This is a genomic window from Achromobacter sp. SX5 (assembly GCF_056711425.1).
Genome location: NZ_CM160041.1, coordinates 1818681 through 1841174, shown reverse-complemented (window position 1 = coordinate 1841174; position 22494 = coordinate 1818681). Strand labels below are relative to the sequence as shown.

Below are 22494 nucleotides of genomic sequence, written 5' to 3'. Positions count from 1 at the left end.
CCGGCCATTCGTAACATTCGCAGCCTGCGCGAGATCGTAAATCTGCGTATTTCTCGAATAAGGGTAAACCCTTAATAACTCATAACAACATGAATTGAAAGGGTTTTATCCTTGAAAATCCCGCCCGCCGCGCCGCGGGCGTTTTTTTGAAAAAAGTTGGCACGCTTTGTGCATGTGTAGATGTATCGGGCCGTTTCTTGCCTGACTCTTCCAACACAAGGAGTTCGCCATGCATACCAATATCGAGACTCGCCGCATTTCGCGCATCCTGACATCCACCGTCCTGGCCGCGGCGCTGATGAGCGCCCTGGCCGCCTGCGGCGGCGGTGGCGGCAGCAAGTCGGCGAGCCTGCCGGGCACGGTCATTCCCGAAACGCCGGGAGGCGGCGGTGGTGGCAATGGCGGTGGCGGCGGCAATGGCGGCGGCGACGGCGGCACCAACCCGGGCGGCACCGATCCCACCAATCCGACCAACCCGATCACGGCCGGCCTGCTCGAAACCACGCTGGGCAACACCGGCGCCGCGGTGGACAACACCCTGCCCCTGAACCTGGACACCACGCTGGGCGGCGTAGGCAAGGCGCTGGACCCCACCATCAAGCCGGTGGCCGACACCGTCGTCGGGCTGACGCAGGAAATTGGCGCCACCACGGGCCTGGGCCAGCCGGTGGACGGCACGGTCAAGCAGGTCGGCGGGCTGGTCAGCGATCTCGGCACCACGGTCAAGGGCACCGGCCTGCCCGGCGGGCTGAGCACCGGCCTGGGCGGCCTGGTGGACGGCCTGGGCAAGACCGTGGCCAGCACCGGCGGCCTGCTGCATGCCGATCCGAACAACCCCAATCCGCTGACGACCGTGCTGGGCAACGCCACCGGCGCCGTGGGCGCGCTCACCGCCGGCCTGTCGGGCCAGGGCGGCCTGCTCAACCCGGTGACCCAGGTGGTCGGCGGCATCACCGGCGGCGTGCTGGGCGGACCCTCGACGCCGCTGCTGGAGCCGGCGCTGGGCAACGTCGGCAAGACCGTGGACAACGTTCTGCCGCTCGGCCTGCAGCCTACCCTGGCCGGCCTGGGCGCGGCGCTCGACCCCACCGCCAGCCCGCTGGCCGGCACCGTGACCGGACTGACCCAGCAGGTGGGCGACACCACCAGGCTGGGCGCGCCGGTGGCCGGCCTGCTGAACAGCCTGGGCGGCACGGTCAGCAACCTGGGCGGCTCGCTGCCCGGCGGCGCGGTCGGCCTTAATGGCGTGCTGCAAGGGCTGGGCGGCGCGGTGGCCAGCGCCGGCGGCCTCCTGCACGCCACGCCGGGCAACCCCAACCCGCTGGGCGCGACGCTGGCCAACGCCACCGGCGCGGTCGCCTCGCTCACGGGCGGCCTGGGCCTGGGCGGCGTGACCGGCGGCCTGACCGGCGGCGCCAACGGCAACGGCGGACTGCTCAGCCCCATCACCGGCCTGCTGGCCGGCGTGACGCAGCCGGGCGGCGCCAACGGCGGCCTGCTGGCGCCGGTGACCGGCCTGCTGGCCGGCGTCACGGGCGGCCTGGGCGGAGCCGCGGGCGGAACCGCCGGCAACGGCGGCCTGCTGGGCGGATTGCTCGGCGGCGGCGCCGCCGCGGGCGGCACGGCCGGCGGCTCGGGCGGCGCGGCCGCCAACGGCGGGCTGCTGGGCGGCCTGGTCGGCGGACTGGCTGGCGGCGTCTCGGTGAGCGCCAACACCGGTTCCGGCGCGGGCGCGAACGTGAGCGCAGGCGGCGGTGCGGCGGCCGGCACGGCCAACGGCGGACTGCTGGGCGGCTTGCTGGGCGGCGTCACGGGCAGCCTGAGCGGCGGCGGCACGGCCGGCGCTCCCAACGGCGGCCTGCTGGGCGGCCTCCTGGGCGGCCTCTCGGCCCGCAAGTAATCCACGCCATCGGCCCGGGAGCACGAACCATGCTGCAACAAGAGACCTACTTTCACCAGGAGCCCGCGGCCGGGCGCAGCAGCGAACTGCGTCCCGGCGTGCTTGAGGACATCGCGCTGATGCTGGGCAGGCAGTTCGCCGTCTATAACGCGGCGTGCCAATCCGCTCTGGCCGAAAAGCTGGGCATCCCCCTGGCGGACCTCAAGGCGCTGGAACTGGTGATGGAGTTCGACGCCCTGCCCACCGGGCAGCTGGCCCAGTTGATGGGCATCAGCTCCGGCGGCGCGACGGCGCTGATCAACCGCCTGGAGGCGGCCGGCTACGTGCAGCGCGGCCGCCATCCGCTGGATCGCCGGATGATCGTGATCCGGCCGGTGGAAGAGCAGTGCCAGCTGGTGGCGCAGGAACGCCAATGGGTCGCCGACGCGGTCATGCTGACGGCGCGCCGCCATGACCCGGCGGAGCTGGAATCGGTGCACGCCTATCTGGCGCAGTGCGTGCGCGCCCTGCGCCACGACACGCTGGTCTGGCTGGAGGCGCGCAGCGCGCACCACTCCGTCTGAACGGGCCGCGCCCGGGTCAGGCCGGCCCGGGCGCGCCGAACTGCAGGCGCGGCACGGCCGCCAGCAGTCTGCGCGTCATTTCCTCGCGCGGCGCATGCAGCACCGCGTCGGCCTGCCCCAGCTCGATGATGCGGCCGCCTTCCATGACGGCGATGCGGTCGGCCAGATATTCGACCACGCCGAAGTTGTGCGTGATGAACAGGTAGGCGATCCCCAGCTCGTCCTGCAATTCGCGCAGCAGGTCCAGGATCTGGGCCTGCACCGACACGTCCAGCGCCGAGGTCGGCTCGTCGCAGATCAGCACCTTGGGCTCGACCGCCAGCGCCCGCGCGATCGCGATGCGCTGGCGCTGGCCGCCGGAGAACTCGTGCGGATAGCGGGCCAGCGTGTTGGCCGGCAGGCCGACCCGCTCGACCAGGCGCGCCGCGAGCGCGGCGCGCGCCGTCCTGTCCATCCCGCGCCGCAGCGAGGCCAGGCCTTCGTCCAAGATGTCGCCCACGCGCATGCGCGGATCGAGCGAGGCGTAGGGGTCCTGGAACACGATCTGGATGTCCTGCCGCAGGCGTTGCAGCTGGCGGCGGTCGGCGGTCAGCAGGTCCTGGCCCTCTAGCAGCGCGCGGCCCGAGACGCGCGCGCCGTCGATCAGCCGCAGCAGCGCCTTGCCGGTGGTGGTCTTGCCGCAGCCCGATTCGCCCAGCAGCGCCAGGGTCTCGCCGGCCTTGAGATCGAACGTCACCCCGTCGGCGGCCTTGACCCACGACACGATGCGCCGCAGCGGCCCCTTGCGCACGGGGTAATGCACTTTCAGGTCAGCGACCTCCAGCACCACCTCGCCCGTACGCCGGGCGCGCGCCCCGCCCGCCTCGGCCAGCGCCTTGCGGCCCGGCTCCGTCAACGGGACGCCGCGTTTCTCGAAGGTGGGAATGGCCTCGAACAGCTGGCGCGCATAAGGGTGGCGCGGCGCGCGGAAGAACTCCTCGGCGCTGGCGCTCTCGACGATTTCGCCGGCGCGCATCAGCGCCACGTGATGGGCCACGTTCTTCACCACCGCGAGGTCGTGCGTGATCAGCAGGATGGCCATGCCCATCTCGCGCTGGATGTCGGCCAGCAGATCCAGCACCTGCGCCTGCACGGTGACGTCCAGCGCCGTGGTGGGCTCGTCGGCGATCAGCAGCAGCGGCTCGGCCGCCAGCGCGATGGCGATCATGACGCGCTGCTTCTGGCCGCCGGAGAACTGGAAGGGATAGTCGTCCACGCGCCGCTCGGGCTCGGGAATGCCCACGCGCCGCAGCCACTCGATGGCGCGCTCGCGCGCGGCCGCGCCGCGCAGCGACGTATGCGCGAGCAGGGTCTCGACGATCTGGTCGCCAACGCGCATCACCGGATTCAGGCTGGTCGACGGTTCCTGGAAGATGATGCCGATGCGCCCTCCGCGCACGCCGCGCATCGCGCTTTCCGGCAGGCGGTTCAGGTCCTCGCCGTCCAGGTCGATCTGCCCGCCCACGATGCGGCCGGCGTCCGGCAGCAGGCGCAGCAGCGCCAGCGCCGTCATGCTCTTGCCGCAGCCGGATTCGCCCACCAGCGCGAAGGTCTGGCGCCGGGAGATGGCCAGCTGCAGGCGCTTGACCGCCTGGGTCATGCCGCTTTCGCCGGCGATGTCCACTTCCAGTTCGCGGACCTCGAGCAAGGGCTTCTGGCTCATGGCGCGTCTCCGGAGCGCGAAGGCGCGGCCGCGGCGCCGCGCCTGAACAGGCCCAGGCCGCGGCGCGCCGGCTTGTAGCGACGGGTGCGCGGATCGAACGCATCGCGCACGGCGTCGGCGAACAGATTGGCCGCCAGCACCAGGGCCAGCATGAAGATGAATGCGGTCATCAGGTTCCACCAGATCATGGGATCGCGGGACATTTCCAGCCGGGCGCCGTCGATCATCGAGCCGAAGGAATTCATGCTGGGATCCACGCCTATGCCCAGGTACGACAGCACCGCCTCGTACAGGACCAGCCCCGAGAACTCCAGCACCATGGTGATCAGGACCAGGTGCGCCACGTTGGGCAGCAGGTGGCGCGTCATGATGCGCCAGTGCGATACGCCGAAGGCCCTGGCGGCCTGCACGTATTCCAGCTCGCGCAGCTTCAGGGTTTCGGCGCGCAGCAGGCGGCACAGCCCGGCCCAGCCGGTAAAGCCCAGGATCATGCACAGCAGGAACAGGCGCAGGTCGGCGCGCGCGGCCGAGGTGTCGAACAGGTCCGCGTTATTGTCGATGTAGACCTGCATCATCAGCGCGCAGGCGGCCACCAGCAGCACGCCCGGAATCGAGGTGATGGTGGTGTACAGGTACTGGATGGCGTCGTCGATCCTGCCCTTGAAGTAGCCGGCCGCGATACCGAAGACGATGGCCGGCGGCAGCATGGCCACGGTGGTGAGGCTGCCGATCACGAGCGCGGTGCGGATGCTTTTCAATGCCTGCCACAGCACGTCGTTGCCGATGCGGTCGGTGCCCAGCGCGTGGTAGCCGCTGGACAGCCCCGCCAGCGCCCCCACCGCCAGGCACAGCAGCGTGAAGGTGAGCGTCATGGCGCCCCAGGGCACGCCGGCATGATCGCCGGACGCCGCGCGCCGCCGCCGCAGGCAGGCGTACAGCACCCCGGCCGCCGCCAGCGCCACGGCCAGCCCGCCGGCCAGGCCCAGCCCCAGCCGCCTGAGCAGGTCGCCGCCGCGGTCGCGGTCCGGGTCCTCCAGGTGCAGGCCGGCGCCGCGCAGCCGGGGAAAATCGCGCACCGGCTTGCCGTCGACCAGCTCGGTTTCCTTGGTGAACTGGCGCACGGCCAGCGGTTCGGAATAGGTTTTCTCCGGCCGCATCAGCACCGTGCCGGCAAGCAGGCCGTCCAGCGCCGAGCGCACCGCGGGCGCATAGACCGGGGCGGCGTCGGCCGGCGCGCCCGGCGCGGGCGGCAACTGGGGCCGGTAGTGCACCGAATCCAGCAGGCCCACCGCGACGAAGGCGGCCAGCACCACGGCCGAGCACATGGCCGGCGTATCGCGGGCGACGCGCGCCCAGGTCGAGCGCAGGTTCGGGCTGCGGCGCACCCGCCAGGCGTAGGCGGCCGCGCCCAGCACCATCAGCCATAGCGCGATATCGGTCCAGAGAAAGACGAACTTGGGCATGGCGGCTACTCGAATCTGACGCGGGGATCGGCCAGCGTGTAGGAAATGTCGGCCAGGATCAGCCCGACGATATAGAGCGCGGCGCCCAGGAACACCATGGCGCGCACGATGGAGAAGTCCTGCGCGTTGATCGCGTCGATGGTGTAGCTGCCCAGGCCGGGAATGCCGAAAAAGGATTCGGCGATCAGGCTGCCCATGAAGAGCAGCGGCAGCGCGGCCACCGTGCCGGTCAGGATGGGCAGCATGGCGTTGCGCAGCACGTGCCTGAACAGCACCACGCGCTCGGCCAGGCCCTTGGAACGGGCGGTGCGCACGTAGTCCTTGCCGATCTCCTCCAGGAACAGGGTGCGGTAGAAGCGCGCTTCCGGCCCCAGCCGCGACACGATGGCGACCAGCACCGGCAGCGCCAGGAATTTGACCGCGTCCAGCCCGCCCGAGAAGCCCGAGAACGGCACCAGCCGCAGCAGCTTGGCGAACACCCACTGGCCGGCGATGATGTAGAACAGGCTGGAGATGGACAGCAGCAGCACGCACAGCACCACGCCCCAGAAATCCAGCCGCGTGGCCCGGAAATACACCAGCGTCAGCGAGAACACGATGCTGACGAAAAGCCCCAGGATGAAGGTGGGCACCGCCAGCGCCAGGCTGGGCCCCATGCGCGTCTGGATCTCGCGGCCGATGTCGCGGCCGCCGTCGGAGGCGCCGAACTCCATGGCCAATAGCGGCACCGAGCGCTGGTAGAACACCGTGTCGGTCAGCCGGGCCGCGCCCTCGGCCTTGCTGTTGAAAAACAGCGGCTTGTCGTAGCCGCGCTCGGCCTTCCACTTTTCCACCGCCTCCTGGCTGACGCGCTGGCCGCCGATGGCCAGGCGCGCCATGTCGTCGGGCGTGTTCACCGCGAAGAACAGGATGAAGGTAAAGAGATTCACGCCGATCAGAATCAGCACGCCGTACAGCAGACGGCGGATCACGTAGCCGATCATGATTGATGCTCCTTGCCGGCGCGCGGCGCGAATGCCGTCTGGCGTTCGCGCCGCTTGAGCGCCACGTACGAAGGCCAGATCGCCAGCGCCAGCAGCAGCACGAAGACGCCGACGGGCCACCATCTGGGGGAATTCCATTCGTCGATCTTGCGCTGGCGCAGCTCGGGATCGATCTTCATGTATTGCAGCGTGTTGCGCACCATCTGGGTCGGCTTGGCGTTGCCCACCCATTGCTGGTAGGCGCCGCCCGACATCGGGAAGTAGCCGAACATCCAGGGCGCGTCGCGCTGCACGATGGCCACCATTTTCGCGATCAGCTTTTCTTTCTCGGGGCCGTCGTCCAGGAACTTGAGCTGCTCGAACAGCCGGTCGTATTCGGGGCTGGCGTAGTTGGCCGCGTTTTCGCCGCCGCCCTTGGCCTTGGCGTTGGGGCCGTACAGCAGGAACAGGAAATTCTCGGCGTCGGGATAATCGGCATTCCAGCCCCAGAAGAAGATCTGCGCGGCGCCGCGCATCATCTTGTCCTGGAAGCGGTTGTAGTCGGTGGCGCGCACGTCCAGCTGCACGCCGATCTTGGCGAGCTGGCGCCGCATCCAGTCGAACTGCGGATTGGAGCCGCCGCCCGACATGGAGTCGTAGTACAGCACCAGCGGCGCGCCGGTCTCGGCGTTGCGGCCGTCCGGGTAGCCGGCCTCGGCCAGCAGGCGCTTGGCCACGTCCACCGATTTGCGCACGGGCTTGCCGTCCACCAGGTCGTAGACCACCGGGTTGATGCCCTCGGGCGGCTCGCGGTAGCCGAGCACGCCTGGCGGCACCGGGCCGTAGGCCACCGAAGCCTGGCTGTTCTCGAACACGGCCACGTATTCTTCCCAGTCGAAGGCGATGCTGATGGCCTGGCGCAGCTTGCGGTTCTTTTCCTGCTGCTCGGGCGTATCGCCCTTGCCCACCACCGGGTCCAGCCAGTTGAAGCCCATGTACCAGTTGGCCGTCTCGACCGTGGTGGGCAGCTTGATGCCGTGCTCGCGGTACAGGCGCGCCTTGTCCTGGCTGTCGCCGGCCGCCACCAGCATGGCCACGCCGTATTCGCCGCGCTCGATCTGCGGCATGTCGTAATAGCCCTGCATGAACTTGCCGGTCAGCGGTATGGCTTCTTTTTCGACGCTGAATTCCGCGCGGTCGATGAAGGGCGTGGGCTTGCCGCAGTCGGCCAGCAGGCCGGCGGCCTCGTCGCCGGGTTCGCCTTCGCAGGGATAGGGTTCGCCGTGGTAGTTGGGATTGCGGGCCAGCACGTGGCGGCGGTTCTGCAGCGACTCCGCCAGCATGTACGGGCCGGTGCCCACCGGCCAGGTGTTGAACGACAGGTCATGCTCGGCCATGCCCGGCTGGCTGTAGAAGCGGTCCGCCTCCCAGGGAATGGGCGCGGTGAAAGTCATGGCCAGCCAGTACTTGAACTGCGGATACTTGCCCTTGACGCGGATGCGCAGGGTGTGGGCGTCCAGCGCCTGCACGCCGGTGAAGCCGTCGGGCTCGCGCAGGTCCAGCCAGGGCGGCGCGCCGGCGCCGCCCGGCGCGTCGCGCCGCAGCGCCTGGTCGCGCTGGCGCAGGCGCTCGCCGTATTCTTTCAGGCCCACGATGTGCTCGGCCATCAGCGCGGAGATCGGCGACACCACGCGCGGGCTGGCCAGGCGCCGCAGGCCGTAGACATAGTCGTCGGCGGTCAGCTCGCGCGTGCCGGTGCGCGGGAAATCGGGAATGTAGTACTTGCCTTCGAGTTCGCCCGGCGCCAGCGGAAAGTATTCATAACCGCCGTCGGCCTTGCGCGCGAAGGCCGGATGCGGCGCGTAGCGCGAGCCGGGGCGCAGCTTGATGTCGTACACGCTCTCGGCGATCTGCTGGCCCGGCGCGTCGGCCGGCAGCGTGTTGCCCTGGGCGTCCAGGTAGACCGGCGGGTCGATCGAGGCCGCCGCGCGCGGCACCAGTTCGTAGGGCCGCTTCAGATAGTGGTAGCCGTAAAGCGTCTCGTAGATGTTGTAGGTATAGGGGGTTTCGTCGCCGGAATAGGAGCTGGCCGGGTCCAGGTACTTGGGCGAGCGCTTGACGAAGGCCGAATAAAGCGTGTTCTGGCCTTCGGCGCCGGCCGGATAGGGGCTGTTGATGGGGCTTTCCCGCGAGCAGCCCGCCAACGCCAGCGACAACAGCAAGGCCATCGCCCAGAGCCGCTTCAATGCACCCATGGAAACCTTCCCTTCGAATCGTTGCGACAGAGGATAGCAAACACGGGCCCGGACCCATAGGGCCGCGCCGCGCTCAGCCGCACTGGCGCTGCCGCCAGCAGTCGTAGCGCCATTTCCAGGGCTGCACGGCGCCCGGCTGCGCCCACAGGCCGCGCCCGGCCGCCTTGGCCTGGCGCTGCAGCGCCGGCATGGCCTGGTCGCGCAGGTAGTCGCCGCGGCGCGCCGTGTAGGCCCAGGCGTAGCCGGCCTCGACCTGGGCGCGGTTGGCCGACTGCCCGTTCTCCAGCATCAGCGCGCACACGTCGCGGCCGTACTGGTCTTTTTCATAGCACTGGGCGGTCAGCGTCTTGCCCGCCACCAGGCCGGCCAGATGCTTGCGCGCGGCCTCGGCATAGGGCTGGCCGGGCTGTTCGGCGCCATGCCCTTCCTCGGGCGCGTCGATGCTGTCCATGCGGATCTTGCGCTGCCCGTCCGGCGCCCGCAGCGTGACGGTGTCGCCGTCGGCGACATTGACGATCATGCCCGTCAACGTATAGCTGCCGGCAGGCACCCCGTCCGCCCGGCCCTGCGCCGGCGGCGCCGGCTGCGGCTCCTGCCGCCCGGAAGGCTGCAGCCAATCGACCACGGCCGCCGCCGCCGCAAGGATAAGGGCGACGACCACGGCGGCCAGCTTGCCGCCGCCGCGAAAATAAGGATTGCCACGCACCGGCAGGGCTCCAGAATGGAAAACGCAGGAAGTTTGCCATAAGGAGGGGGGGCGGGGTGGCTGCGGGTGGGGTGGCGTAGGATGGGTGCAGCGCGAGAGTTTTTGAGCAAGGACGCAGACGCTCAGCGCGCGAAACCCATCAGGCGGCGCCAGCCGCCGCCTTTCGTCGCATGCTGATTATTTGTCTCTTGCCACGAAAACCGGCGGCTGGCGCCGCCTGATGGGTTACGCGCGCTCCATATTCGGGTCCTTGCTCAAGAACTCTCGCGCTGCACCCATCCTACAACCACCCCGACTTCCGGAACCGCCAGTACAGCACCGAACAGACGCTCGCGATCACGCCTAGCGTGACGGGATAGCCCCAGGGCGATTTGAGTTCGGGCATGAACTCGAAGTTCATGCCGTAGATGCCGGCGATGGCGGTGGGCACCGCCAGGATGGCGGCCCAGGAGGCCAGCTTGCGGGTGGTGTCGTTCTGCGCCGCCTGGCCGATCATGAGGCTGGCTTCGAACGCGAACGCCAGCGATTCGCGCAAGGCGTTGAACAGCTCGTCCACCCGCAGCACGCGGTCGGCGACCTCGCCGAAATACGGGCGGGCGTGCTCGTCCACGGCCGACATCTCCACGCGCGCCAGGCGGCGGCATATCTCGGCCAGCGGCGAGACCACCGTGTGGATGCGCAGCAGGTCGCGGCGCTGCCGGTACAGCCTGCGGATGTCGGAGTCCTTGGCGCCGCGGATCAGCAGCTTCTGCTCGGCGCCCTCCACCACCGCCTCGATCTTGCCGGCCGCCGCCACGTAGCGGTCGACCAGCCAGTCCAGCAGCTCGGAAGCCACATAGTCGCTGCCGCGCTTGAGCAGGTCGGGCGCGGCTTCCAGCCGTTCGCGCAGCGCGCTGTGGCCGGCGGTGGCGCCGCGCCGCACCGTGACCAGGAAACCGTCGCCGATGAGGAACTGGGTTTCGCCGAAGATCGGCCGCTCGGCCTCGACCTCCACCGTGATGGCCACGATCAGGATCATGTTGCCGTAGTCGATGATCTTGGGCCGGCGATGGGCCTCCAGCATTTCTTCCTGGTTCTTGTCGCAGGCGCCGAGTTCGCTCGCGATCCTGCCCAGCAGTTCCGGGCCGGGATTGCGCAGGCCTATCCACAGCATGCCGTGGCCCTGCCTGACGTACTGCCCGACCTCGTCGATGGGAACCTCGCGTTCGCGCCGCCCGTTCACGTAGGCGATCGACGCGACGACTTCGCGTTTCGCCGCGTCGGCGGCGAGTTCTTCAGTAGACATAAACACCCTCGGACTATGCGACCCGTGCCGGTATCGGGCGATGATAGCCCTTTCTACGAGAACAGATTTCGCACCCGCCGGGCCACGTCCACGCTTGGCGCCTGCGGCTGCGGCGACGCGCCGCGCCCTTCGGGCAGCGGCGGGGGCTTGGGCAGATGCTCGAACAGCGGCAGCATCGCATTCGAGATGTAGCGCGTGCGCGAGCCGTAGACGTGGCGGTCGCCCATGCCGGTCTGCTGGTGCACGTAGAAGCGCTGCGGCACGATGAGCTGCAGGCGCTCGCGGGCGCGCGTCATGGCCACGTACAGCAGGCGGCGCTCTTCCTCGATCTCTTCGGCCGTGCCGGTGCTCATGTCGGACGGGATGCAGCCGTCCACCACGTTCAGCACATAGACCGCCTTCCATTCCTGGCCCTTGGCCGAATGGATGGTGGACAGGATCATGTAGTCCTCGTCGCGCAGCGGCGCGCCGGATTCGTCGCTGGTGGCGTCCGGCGGGTCCAGGGTCAGCTCGGTCAGGAAGCGCTCGCGCGACGGATAGCCCGAGGCGATGCGCAGCAGCTGGTCGAGATCGGCGCGGCGCACCCGGGCGTCGTCGTACAGCCGCTCCAGCTGACTGCCGTACCAGCGCAGGGCCAGGTCGGCGTCGGCCGGCCACTTCAGGCCGGAATCGCACAGCGCGGCGTAGGTGTCGGCGAAGCCGCGCCATTCCTCCTGGGCCGCCGCGCCCGGCTTGAATTCGCGCAGCGCCTGCAGCGGCTGCGGCGAGGCCGACATGGCGTCCATCAGCCTGGCCGCGGTGGCCGGGCCGATGCCCGGCAGCAGCTGCGCCACGCGAAAGCCGGCCATGCGTCCGCGCGGATTCTCGGCCCAGCGCAGCAGCGAGAGCAGGTCCTTGACGTGCGCGGCCTCCAGAAAGCGCAGCCCGCCGAACTTCACGTAAGGGATGCTGCGGCGGGTCAGCTCCAGTTCCAGCGCGGCGCTGTGGCTGGAGGTGCGAAACAGCGCGGCCTGCGACTTGAGCGTGGCGCCGCCCTCGCGCTGGGCCAGCACCTGGTCGGCGACCCAGCGCGCCTGGCCGGCCTCGTCGCTGACCGTCACCAGCTCGGGCAGCTGCGACGACTGGCGGTCGGTCCAGAGATCCTTGGCATAGCGTTCCGTGGCCTGGCCGATGACCGCGTTGGACGCGTTCAGGATGGGCTGGGTGGAGCGGTAGTTGCGCTCCAGCGTGATGACGCGCGCCGGCTCGGGAAACTGCGCGGGGAAGTCCAGGATGTTGCGCACGGTGGCCGCGCGGAACGAATAAATGGCCTGGGCGTCGTCGCCCACCACGGTCAGGCCGCGCCCGTCGGGCTTCAGGGCCAGCAGGATGGCCGCCTGCAGGCGGTTGGTGTCCTGGTACTCGTCGACCAGCACGTGGTCGAAGCGCGCCCCCAGGTCGGCCGCGATGCCGGGGTCGCCCATCATCTCGGCCCAGTAGAGCAGCAGGTCGTCGTAGTCCAGCACCTGCTGGTCCTGCTTGGCCGCGACGTAGGCGCGAAACAGGTTCTTGAGTTCGTCCTCCCATTGCGCGCACCACGGGAAGGCGGTCTTGAGCACGTCGGCCACGGGCGTCTGGCTGTTGACCACCCGCGAATAGATCGCCAGGCAGGTGCCCTTGAGCGGAAAGCGCGACTTGGTGGCCGACAGCCCGAGTTCGTGGCGCACCATGCCCATGAGGTCCTCGGCGTCGCCGCGGTCATGGATGGTGAAGGTTTCGGCCAGGCCGATGCGCTGCGCGCAATCGCGCAGCAGCCGCGCGCCGATCGCGTGGAAGGTGCCGGCCCACGGCAGCGACGGCGGCTGCTGCGTGGAGCGCAGGTTCATCGCCCGCTGCAGCACCGTGCCCACGCGCCGCTCCATCTCCAGCGCCGCGCGGCGCGAGAACGTCAGCAGCAGCATGCGCTGCGGGTCCGCGCCATTGAGGATCAGGTGGGCGACGCGGTGCGCCAGCGTGTTGGTCTTGCCCGAGCCGGCGCCCGCGATCACCAGCAGCGGCGCGGCCGCGCCGAATTCGGCGGCTTCGCGCTGGGCGGGATTGAGATCGGCCAGGGGATCGGGGCGTTCGGAGGCGGACGGAGACGGCAGGCTGTTGGGGTCGGACATGGAACGGGGGCCGCCGGCGGCGGCCTCGGCAGGCAAGGCGCCGGGACATTGCCCGGCTCGGGATTGGCACTGTATATTTATACAGAATTTTTTGGATTCCGTCTGATTCCGTGCGCCTCCTGACCGGCACCGCTTCCTGGACCGACCCCACGCTGCTGGCCTGCGGCCGGTTCTATCCGCCCGAGGCCCGCAGCGCCGAGGCGCGGCTGCGCCATTACGCCTCGCGCTTCGGCATGGCCGAGGTCGATTCCAGCTATTACGCCATGCCCACGGCGCAAAACGCCTATCTGTGGGACCAGCGCACGCCCGACGGATTCGTCTTCAACATCAAGGCCTTCCGGCTGTTCACCGGGCACCAGACGCCGCTTTCGGCGCTGCCCGCCGACATCCGGCGCGAACTGGCCGACTGGCCCGAGCCGCTCATCTACCACGACCAGATGCCGTCCGACCTGCGCGACGAGCTCTGGCGCCGCTTCCAGCTGGCGCTGGAGCCGCTGCGCCTGCCCGGCAAGCTGGGCGCGGTGCATTTCCAGTTTCCGCCCTGGGTGCGGCGCGATGCGCGCGGCATGGCGCGGGTCGGCGACTGCGCGCGGCGCATGGAAGAACACCTGGTGTCGGTGGAGTTCCGCCACGCAAGCTGGTTCGCCACGCCCGCGGCCACCGAGGCCACGCTGGCGTTCGAGCGCGAGCTGGGCGTGGCGCACACGGTGGTGGACGCGCCCCAGGGCTACGCCAACACGGTGCCCGCGGTCTGGGCCTGCACCCATCCGGAACTCGCGCTGCTGCGGCTGCACGGACGCAACGCGGCGACCTGGAACGCATCGGGCGCGGCCTCGTCGGGACGCTTCCAGTACGAGTACACGGAGCAGGAACTGGCGGAGCTGGCCGAACGCTTTGCGCGGCTGGCGGCGCAGAGCGCGCAGGCGCACGCCGTCTTCAATACCAATTTCGAGGACCAGGGCATGCGCAACGCCGCCGCCTTCGCCGCCGCGTTAGGGCGACGGCCGTAGCGCGGCGGCCTTGGCGCCGCGCCGGGCGGCGGGCGCGTGCGCCACTTCCGCCAGGCTTTCCAGCAGCACTTCGAATTTGCGCGCGATCTCGTGGTCGGGCACGCAGGCGTAGCCCAGCAGCAGGCCGGGCCGGCGCGCCTCGTCGTTGACGTAGTAGCGCGACAGCGCGCGCGTCAGCACGCCTTTGCCGTGCGCCACTTCCACCACGCGCCGGTCGTCCATGTCCGGCGGCAGCGTCAGCACCAGGTGCAGGCCGGCCATGCTGGCGTCGCGGTGCAGCCACTGCGGCCCCAGCCGCCTTTCGATCAGATTGACCAGCATGGCGCGGCGGCGTCCGTACAGCATGCGCATACGACGGATGTGGGCGGCGTAATGGCCGTCGGCGATGAAGGTGGCCAGCGCCGCGTGCGTCATCAGATGGCCTTCGCGGTACAGCTCGGCGTGCGCGGCCTGGAACGCCGCGGTCAAGGCCTTGGGCAGCACCAGGTAGCCCACGCGCAAGCCCGGATACAGCGTCTTGCTGAAGGTGCCCATGTAGATCACGGGCGCGTCCGGCTCCAGCCCCAGCAGCGAGGCGATGGGCCGGCCGGAGAAGCGGAATTCGCTGTCGTAGTCGTCTTCGATGATCCAGCTGCCGCTGGCGCGCGCCACGGCCAGCAGCTGGCGGCGGCGCGCCAGCGACATGACCGGGCCCAGCGGATACTGATGCGAAGGCGTGACGAAAATGAAGCGCGGCGGCTCGACGGGCGATTCCGGCAGCCGCATGCCCTCCTCGTCCACCGGCAGGTGCAGCGTGCGCAGGCCGTTGGCCTGCAGCACGGTGCGCGCGCCCCAGTAGCCGGGGTCCTCGACCCAGGCGGTTTCGCCGGCCTCGCCCAGGATGCGGGTGGTCAGGTCGATGGCCTGGTGCAGTCCCTCGGTGATCAGGATCTGCTCGGGGTCGCAGTCGATGGAGCGCGTCAGCGCCAGATGCTGCGCCAGCGCCTCGCGCAGCGCCGGCAGGCCGCCGCCGTACGAGTAGGTCAGCAGGTCGGGCGTGGGATTGCGCCACAGGCCGCTCATGATGCGGCCGAACTTCTTGTGCGGGAACTCGGCCAGGTCGGGCACGCCGGGCATGAACGCGCCCCACTGGTAGGGCGAGGCCGAGGCGCCGTCGACGATGGCCGCGCCGCGCGCCGACAGCGCCGGGCGCGGCGCGGCCGGCGGCGGCTGGCGGCGGCGCCGGCCGCTGGCCAGGTAGGAGTCCGGCACCGAGGCGTTGACGAAGGTGCCGTTGCCCTGGCGGCTGCGGGTATAGCCTTCGGCCAGCAGCTGGCTGTAGACGTGCACCACGGTATTGCGGGCGATGCCCAGCTCGGCCGCCAGGTCGCGCGTGGCGGGCAGCCGCGAGTCCGCGGCGATGGCGCCGTCCAGGATGGCTTCGCGGATGCCCTGGTACAGGCGCTTGTTCATGGGACCGCTGGCGCCGTCGCCCAGGCGCAGCAGCAGCAGGTCACCGACGATGGAACGCAATTGGTTCTACCCGTTTTAGAAAAGTGGTTCCCATAAATGGGGCCATCGTAGCATTAAATATTGGTTTTACCGTCCCCATCACGCTCTGCGAGGCCGAGATGAAGAATCAGGATCTGAATACCCGCCGTTCCCTGGCCACGCCGCGTGGCGTCGGCGTCATGTGCGACTTCTACGCCGTGCGCGCCGAAAACGCGACGCTGTGGGACGCCGAGGGCAAGGAATACATCGATTTCGCCGGCGGCATCGCCGTGCTGAACACCGGCCACCTGCATCCGAAGGTCAAGGCCGCGGTCGCCGCGCAGCTCGACGCATTCACCCATACGGCCTACCAGATCGTGCCGTACGAGGGCTACGTCACGCTGGCCGAGCGCATCAACCGCGTCGCGCCCATAGCCGGGCTGAAGAAGTCGGCCTTTTTCACCACCGGCGTGGAAGCCGTGGAGAACGCGGTGAAGATCGCGCGCTCGGCCACCGGGCGCTCGGGCGTGATCGCCTTTTCCGGATCGTTCCACGGCCGCACCATGCTGGGCATGGCGCTGACCGGCAAGGTCGCCCCCTACAAGCTGTCGTTCGGCCCGATGCCGGGCGACATCTACCACGTCCCCTTCCCCAACGCGGCCCAGTCCGTCAGCGTGGCCGATTCGCTCAAGGCGCTGGACCTGCTGTTCAAGTGCGATATCGATCCGCGCCGGGTCGCGGCCATCATCATCGAACCGGTGCAGGGCGAAGGCGGCTTCAACATCACCCCGCCGGCGCTGATGACGGCGCTGCGCAAGGTCTGCGACGAGCACGGCATCCTGCTGATCGCCGACGAGGTGCAGACCGGATTCGGGCGCACCGGCAAGCTGTTCGCCATGGAGCACCACGCGGTCCAGGCCGACCTGATCACCATGGCCAAGAGCCTGGGCGGCGGCTTCCCGATCTCGGGCGTGGTCGGACGCGCCGAGATCATGGACGCGCCGGCCGCCGGCGGCCTGGGCGGCACCTATGCCGGCAACCCGCTGGCGGTGGCCGCCGCGCACGCGGTGCTGGACGTGATCGCCGAGGAAAAACTGTGCGAGCGCGCCGCCCTGCTGGGCGAGAAGCTGCGTGCGCATCTGGAAGGACTGCGCGCCACGGTCCCGGGCATCGCCGACGTGCGCGGCCTGGGCTCCATGGTCGCGCTGGAACTGAACGACGCCGCCAGCGGCAAGCCGGACGCGGAAGCGGTCAAGCGCGTGCAGGCGCGCGCCCTGGAGCGCGGCCTGATTTTGCTAAGCTGCGGTGTGTACGGCAACGTTCTGCGCTTCCTGTACCCCTTGACCATTCCCGACGCCCAGTTCGATCGGGCGCTGGCCATCCTGTCCGAGGTTTTGGCCACCTGATGCGCGGGGCCTGACCATTCAAGGAGACTGCAACATGACCGCATTGACTCAACCGCTGGCGCGCCCGGATCTGCTGCGCGACGCCTGCTACCTGGACGGCAAATGGGTGGGCGCCGGCGACGGCCCTTCCATTCCCGTCGACAATCCTTCCACCGGCAAGACCATCGTGTCGGTGCCCAAGCTGGGCCGCAAGGAAACCGAGCAGGCCATCGCCAGCGCCCAGGCCGCCCTGCCCGCCTGGAGCGCCAAGACCGGCAAGGAGCGCGCCGCCATCCTGCTGAAGTGGGCGCAGCTGATGCTTGCGCACCAGCGCGACCTGGCCGCCATCATGACCTCGGAACAGGGCAAGCCCGTGACCGAGGCCGCCGGCGAGATCGCCTACGCCGCCTCGTTCCTGGAATGGTTCGCCGAAGAAGCCAAGCGCATCGACGGCGACATCCTGCAAAGCCCCAAGGCCGGCCAGCGCCTGATGGCGCTCAAGCAACCCATCGGCGTCACCGCCGCCATCACGCCGTGGAACTTCCCGGCCGCGATGATCACGCGCAAGGTCGGCCCGGCGCTGGCCGCCGGCTGCACCATGGTGGTCAAGCCGGCCCAGCAGACGCCGCTGACCGCGCTGGCCCTGGCCGTGCTGGCCGAAGAGGCCGGTGTGCCCGCGGGCGTGTTCCACGTCATCACCGGCAGCTCGCGCGAAATCGGCGCGGCGCTGTGCGAAAGCGAGGTCGTGCGCAAGCTGAGCTTCACCGGTTCCACCGAAGTCGGCCGCACGCTGATGGAACAGTGCGCGCCCACCATCAAGAAGCTGTCGCTGGAACTGGGCGGCAACGCGCCCTTCATCGTGTTCGACGACGCCGACCTGGACCGCGCCGTCGACGGCATTCTGGCCTCGAAGTACCGCAACGCCGGCCAGACCTGCGTGTGCGCCAACCGCATCTACGTGCAGGCCGGCGTCTATGAAGAGATCGCCAAGCGCCTGGTGGCCAAGGTCGAAGCCATGAAGGTCGGCGACGGCTTCGCCGAGGGCGTGACGCAGGGCCCGCTGATCGACGCCAGCGCGGTCGAGAAGGTGCAGGAACACATCGCCGACGCCACCGCGCACGGCGCCAAGGTGATCGCCGGCGGCAAGCCGCATGCGCTGGGCGGCACGTTCTTCGAGCCGACCGTGGTGCGCGACGTGACCCAGTCGATGCGCTTCGCTTCCGAAGAAACCTTCGGCCCGGTGGCCCCGCTGTTCCGCTTCGACACCGAAGAGGAAGTCATCGGCATGGCCAACGACACCATCTTCGGCCTGGCCGCTTATTTCTACACCCGCGACTACGCCCGCATCTGGCGCGTGTCCGAGGCGCTGGAATACGGCATCGTCGGCATCAACACCGGCATCATTTCCAATGAAGTCGGCCCGTTCGGCGGCGTCAAGCAATCGGGTCTGGGACGCGAAGGCTCGAAGTACGGCATCGAGGAGTACCTGGAGATCAAGTACCTCTGCGTGGACCTGGGCGCCTGAGCCCGTCGGCGGCCATAAAAACGGGAGGGCCGCGCGCCCTCCCGTTTTGCATCCGCCGCCCGCGCCGGCGTGGTAGATTTGCCCGTTCCCTGGAAAAGCCACGAGCGCAATGAGCAGAACCTTTACCCGCGAGGAAACCCGCCGGCTGGCGGCCATACTGGCCGAGACGGCGCAGACCGAAGTCATGCCGCGTTTCCGCAACCTGCCCGACGGCGCGGTGCGCGGCAAGACCTCGCCGCGCGACCTCGTGACCGACGCCGACGAGGCCGCCGAGCGCCTGATCGCCGCGCGCCTGTCCAGGCTGTATCCGGGCGCCGTGCTGATCGGGGAAGAAGCCTCGGCGCGCAATCCGGCGCTTTTGAACATGCTGGTCGACGCCGACCTGGCTTTCCTGATCGACCCCATCGACGGCACGCGCAACTACGTCGCCGGCCTGCCGCTCTTCGGCATGATGATCGCGGCCTGCCATCGCGGCGACGTGATCGCCGGCGTGATCTACGATCCGCTGAACCGCGACGGCGCGCTCGCCGTGCGCGGCGAAGGCGCCTGGATCGAATACGAAAACGGCCGCCAGGCCGCGCTCGCCGTGGCCAGCCCCGCCCCGCCCGAGGACATGGACGGCCTGATCGCCACCGGCAACCTGCCCGAGCCGCTGCGCTCCACCGTCAACGGCAATCTCTCGCGCCTGGCCAGCACCGCGTCGCTGCGCTGCGCCGCGCACGAATACCGCACGCTGGCCGCCGGCCACTGCCACGTCGCGCTCTACAACCAGCTGACCGCCTGGGACCACGCGGCCGGCTGGCTGCTGCACCGCGAAGCCGGCGGCTATTCGGCGCACTTCGACGGCTCGCCCTACAAGCCCACGCACCGCACCGGCGGGCTGCTTTACGCGCCCGACGCCGGCAGCTGGCAGGCGGCCCGCCGGGCGCTTATGGGGGACGGGATGGAATCCGCCGAGACTTGACAAGACCGCCCTGGCCCAGGGTCAAAAATCCGGGTAATCCCTAGGAGTTATCCCCAGTTCCTGTGGACAACCCTATGGAAAGGTCTGTAACCGCGGCAAAAAAACCTTGCGCGGCAAGCACTTGCTTAGACCGGTCAAAAACCGGCCTGCCGCCGGCCTGTTTACAAGGCCTCCAGCGCCACCGCGCAGGGCTGTTCCACTTTGAGCGCCAGCATGGCGTCGGCGCGGGTGCGGCCCAGGTTGATCGCCGCTATCGGCACGCCGTTGCGCGCGGCGGCGGCCACGAAGCGGTAGCCCGAATACACCATCAGCGACGAGCCGACCACCAGCACCGCGTCGGCCGCAGCGAGCGCGTCATTGGCGCGCTCCACGCGGGCCGCGGGCACGGTTTCGCCGAAGAACACCACGTCCGGCTTGACCACGCCGCCGCAGCGCGGACAGGCCGGCACGCGATAGCGGCCGAAGTCCTCGCCGTCCAGGTCGGCGTCGCCGTCGGGCGCGTCGTCGGCCTCCAGCGCCAGCCAGTCGGGATTGGCTTGCTGCAAGGCCTGCTGCCAGGCGTAGCGGTCGCCGCGCCAGTCGCAGGCCATGCAGCGCACCTGGTCCAGCCGGCCGTGCAGGTCCACCACTTCGCGGCTGCCGGCGGCCTGGTGCAGGCCGTCGACGTTCTGCGTCACCAGCAGCCCCACGTTGCCGCGCGCCTCCAGCCGGGCCAGCGCCCGGTGCGAGGCATTGGGCTGCACCTGGCCGAACCGGCGCCAACCGACCATGCTGCGCGCCCAGTAGCGCGCCCGCGCCGGCTCGCCGCCCATGAAGGTCTGCAGCGTCATGGGCGGGGTGCGCTTCCAGGCGCCGTCGGCGTCGCGGTAATCGGGAATGCCGGAATCGGTGCTCACGCCCGCCCCGGTCAGCACGAACAGCCGCGGGTGGCGGTCGACGAAGCCGCGCAGCGCGGCCAGGTCCGAGGTCCGCGTGTCCATCCGTTCAGCCGCCCAGGCCGCAGTCCGGCATGTCGCTGACCAGGCTGGCCTGGGTGACGTTGCTGCCCGGCGGCACGCTGCGCGTGAGCCAGACGTTGCCGCCGATGGTCGAACCCTTGCCTATCGTGACGCGGCCCAGGATCGTGGCGCCGGCGTAGATCACCACGTCGTCCTCGATCAGGGGGTGGCGCGGCAGGCCTTTCTTCAGTTCGCCGTTCTCGCCCGGCGGGAAGCGCTTGGCCCCCAGCGTGACCATCTGGTAGAGCCGCACGCGGTCGCCGATGATGGCGGTTTCGCCGATCACCACGCCGGTGCCGTGGTCGATGAAGAAGCTCTTGCCGATGGTGGCGCCCGGATGGATGTCGATGCCGGTGTCGGCGTGCGCGATCTCGGCCACCATGCGCGCCAGCATCGGCACGTTCAGGCGGTACAGCACGTTGGCCAGGCGGTGGTGGATCATGGCCGCCACGCCGGGATAGCACAGCAGCACTTCGTCGACGTTGTGGGCCGCCGGGTCGCCCTGGTAGGCGGCGGTCACGTCCAGGTCCAGCGCGGCGCGCACGCGCGGCAGCTCGGCGCCGAACTGGCGCACGATCTCGATGGCGCGCTGGCGCGTGTCCGCCGAGGCGGCCTGTTCCGGCCGGCCCACGTACTGCAGCTCCAGACAGACCTGGTGCAGCAGCGCGTCCAGCGCCGCGCCGATGGTGTGGCCGACGTAGAAGTCCTCGACCTCTTCGCGCAGGTCGATCGGGCCCAGGCGCATCGGGAACAGCGCGCCGCACAGATCCTTGACGATCTGGCGCAGGCTTTCCTGGGACGGGAATTCGCGCAGGTCGGCGTCCTCGCGCAGGCGTCCGCGCGGGCCGCGCCAGGCCACGCGCGCCTCGCGCAGGCCCGACACGATGCTGTCCAGGTTCCAGTGGGCCGGCGTGGTGGAGGACGGCCCGCTCATCGCCGTTGCTCCGGCCGGGCGCCGGCCGCGCCGGCATGCGGATAGAAATCGAACATGGTGGTACCTCGCTGACGGTGTATTGCCCCGGCGGCGGGCGCCGGGCGATGTTGCTTCGCAATAATTCCGTCAACTGTAACCGCTCGCGCCCATTTCCCGGAATCCGTCCGACATGGCGTAGGGGTTTATGCCGCGTAGCCCTGCGGATTGCCCTGTTGCCAGCGCCAGCCGTCGGCGCACATCGCGTCCACATCGTGCGTGCTGCGCCAGCCCAGCAGCGAGGCCGCCAGCGCCGGGTCGGCCCACATCCGCTCGATGTCGCCGGGCCGCCGCGGCTGCGTCTGCAGCGGGATGCGGCAGCCGTTGACGCGCTCGAAGGCGCGCACCAGCTCCAGCACGCTGGTGCCCTGCCCCGTTCCCAGGTTGACCGCCACGAAACCGGGATGGCCGGCGGAATAGGCCAGCGCCTGCACGTGGCCCTGCGCCAGGTCCATGACGTGCAGATAGTCGCGCACGCCGGTGCCGTCGGCCGTGCCGTAATCGTCGCCGAAGACCCGCAGATAGGGCTGGCGCCCCACCGCCACCTGCGTGATGTAGGGGAACAGGTTGTTGGGCGTGTCGCGCGGGCTTTCGCCGATCCGGCCGCTGCGGTGCGCGCCGATCGGGTTGAAGTAGCGCAGCGTGACGGCGCTGAAGCCGGGATCGGCCTTGCACACGTCGCGCAGCATCTCCTCGACCATCAGCTTGGTGCGGCCGTAGGGATTGGTGGGCGCCAGCGGATGGGCCTCGGTGAACGGCAGGTACTGCGGCTCGCCATAAACCGTGGCCGAGGAACTGAACACCATGCGCGCCACGCCGGCGGCGCGCATGGCGCGCAGCAGCGCCACCGAGCCGCCGACGTTGTTGTCGTAGTACTTGAGCGGGTCGGCGACCGATTCGCCGACCGCCTTGCTGCCGGCCAGGTGCAGCACCGCGCCCACCGGCTCGCCGCGGGCAGCCGCCTCGCGCAGCACCGACTCCAGCAGGCCGGGGCTGCGGATGTCGCCCTCCACCAGCGGAATGCGCGCGCCGCACAGCTCCTCCACGCGGCGCACGGCCTCGCGGCTGCCGTTGCTGAAGTCATCGACCACCAGCGGCCGCTGGCCGGCCGCCAGCATCGCCACCAGCGTGTGCGTGCCGATGTAGCCGGCCCCGCCCGTCACCAACACATGCAGATCCGGCATGGACTGCG

General features: G+C 69.7%; 17 protein-coding genes. 6 read left to right on the top strand and 11 right to left on the bottom strand.

All coding sequences use genetic code 11. From position 1 onward, the window contains the following. Positions 1 to 229 precede the first annotated feature (229 nt). A complete protein-coding gene (locus AC1M14_RS08695) occupies positions 230 to 1900 on the top strand; it encodes a collagen-like triple helix repeat-containing protein (RefSeq protein WP_479731413.1) in 1671 nt (556 codons plus the stop codon). A 29-nt stretch (positions 1901 to 1929) separates the two neighbouring features. Continuing rightward, positions 1930 to 2463, top strand: coding sequence for a MarR family winged helix-turn-helix transcriptional regulator (locus AC1M14_RS08690; RefSeq protein WP_102772451.1), 534 nt, complete (start codon positions 1930 to 1932; stop codon positions 2461 to 2463). A 16-nt stretch (positions 2464 to 2479) separates the two neighbouring features. On the opposite strand, the gene AC1M14_RS08685 is transcribed toward AC1M14_RS08690, so the two are convergent. The 7 genes from AC1M14_RS08685 to AC1M14_RS08655 all read right to left on the bottom strand — a co-directional run bounded on the left by AC1M14_RS08685 (position 2480) and on the right by AC1M14_RS08655 (position 12980). Further along, the gene (locus AC1M14_RS08685) at positions 2480 to 4165 is read right to left on the bottom strand and encodes an ABC transporter ATP-binding protein (RefSeq protein ID WP_479731412.1); all 1686 of its coding nucleotides are present in this window, start codon (positions 4163 to 4165) and stop codon (positions 2480 to 2482) included. Continuing rightward, entirely contained in the window at positions 4162 to 5628 is a 1467-nt protein-coding gene (locus AC1M14_RS08680; protein WP_111824636.1) for an ABC transporter permease, read from the bottom strand. The genes AC1M14_RS08685 and AC1M14_RS08680 overlap by 4 nt, the downstream gene beginning before the upstream one ends. A gap of 5 nt (positions 5629 to 5633) precedes the next feature. Then, positions 5634 to 6611, bottom strand: a complete 978-nt coding sequence (locus AC1M14_RS08675; RefSeq protein ID WP_102772453.1) for an ABC transporter permease — start codon at positions 6609 to 6611, stop codon at positions 5634 to 5636. Then, on the bottom strand, positions 6608 to 8845 hold the full coding sequence (locus AC1M14_RS08670; RefSeq protein WP_479731411.1) for an ABC transporter substrate-binding protein: 2238 nt from the start codon (positions 8843 to 8845) through the stop codon (positions 6608 to 6610). Before AC1M14_RS08670 ends, AC1M14_RS08675 begins: the two co-directional genes overlap by 4 nt. A 73-nt stretch (positions 8846 to 8918) precedes the next feature. Further along, positions 8919 to 9551, bottom strand: a complete 633-nt coding sequence (locus tag AC1M14_RS08665; protein ID WP_209165165.1) for a thermonuclease family protein — start codon at positions 9549 to 9551, stop codon at positions 8919 to 8921. A gap of 280 nt (positions 9552 to 9831) precedes the next feature. Beyond that, on the bottom strand, positions 9832 to 10836 hold the full coding sequence (locus AC1M14_RS08660; RefSeq protein WP_209165163.1) for a magnesium and cobalt transport protein CorA: 1005 nt from the start codon (positions 10834 to 10836) through the stop codon (positions 9832 to 9834). Positions 10837 to 10889: 53 nt separating this feature from the next. Then, positions 10890 to 12980, bottom strand: coding sequence for an ATP-dependent helicase (locus AC1M14_RS08655; RefSeq protein ID WP_479731410.1), 2091 nt, complete (start codon positions 12978 to 12980; stop codon positions 10890 to 10892). Positions 12981 to 13090: 110 nt separating this feature from the next. On the opposite strand from AC1M14_RS08655, the gene AC1M14_RS08650 reads away from it, so the two are divergent. Then, entirely contained in the window at positions 13091 to 13990 is a 900-nt protein-coding gene (locus tag AC1M14_RS08650; protein WP_102772457.1) for a DUF72 domain-containing protein, read from the top strand. On the opposite strand, the gene pdxR is transcribed toward AC1M14_RS08650, so the two are convergent. After that, entirely contained in the window at positions 13973 to 15502 is a 1530-nt protein-coding gene (pdxR, locus tag AC1M14_RS08645; RefSeq protein ID WP_479731409.1) for a MocR-like pyridoxine biosynthesis transcription factor PdxR, read from the bottom strand. The genes AC1M14_RS08650 and pdxR overlap by 18 nt on opposite strands. A 98-nt stretch (positions 15503 to 15600) precedes the next feature. Between pdxR and AC1M14_RS08640 the strand changes: the two genes are divergently transcribed. The 3 genes from AC1M14_RS08640 (at position 15601) to AC1M14_RS08630 (ending at position 19334) form a co-directional block, all read left to right on the top strand. Next, positions 15601 to 16866, top strand: coding sequence for a 4-aminobutyrate--2-oxoglutarate transaminase (locus tag AC1M14_RS08640; RefSeq protein WP_479731408.1), 1266 nt, complete (start codon positions 15601 to 15603; stop codon positions 16864 to 16866). A gap of 34 nt (positions 16867 to 16900) precedes the next feature. Next, entirely contained in the window at positions 16901 to 18370 is a 1470-nt protein-coding gene (locus tag AC1M14_RS08635; RefSeq protein WP_479731407.1) for an NAD-dependent succinate-semialdehyde dehydrogenase, read from the top strand. 109 nt (positions 18371 to 18479) lie between these two features. Further along, positions 18480 to 19334: an inositol monophosphatase family protein gene (locus tag AC1M14_RS08630; RefSeq protein WP_111824630.1), complete on the top strand. Its 855-nt coding sequence runs from the start codon at positions 18480 to 18482 to the stop codon at positions 19332 to 19334. Positions 19335 to 19495: 161 nt separating this feature from the next. Here the strand turns inward: AC1M14_RS08630 and AC1M14_RS08625 are convergent, their stop codons facing one another. From AC1M14_RS08625 to galE, 3 genes are all read right to left on the bottom strand, one after another. After that, entirely contained in the window at positions 19496 to 20314 is an 819-nt protein-coding gene (locus AC1M14_RS08625; protein ID WP_479731406.1) for an NAD-dependent protein deacetylase, read from the bottom strand. Positions 20315 to 20318: 4 nt separating this feature from the next. Then, a complete protein-coding gene (epsC, locus tag AC1M14_RS08620) occupies positions 20319 to 21266 on the bottom strand; it encodes a serine O-acetyltransferase EpsC (RefSeq protein ID WP_102772462.1) in 948 nt (315 codons plus the stop codon). A gap of 182 nt (positions 21267 to 21448) precedes the next feature. Then, positions 21449 to 22486, bottom strand: coding sequence for a UDP-glucose 4-epimerase GalE (galE, locus tag AC1M14_RS08615; protein ID WP_479731405.1), 1038 nt, complete (start codon positions 22484 to 22486; stop codon positions 21449 to 21451). Positions 22487 to 22494 lie beyond the last annotated feature (8 nt).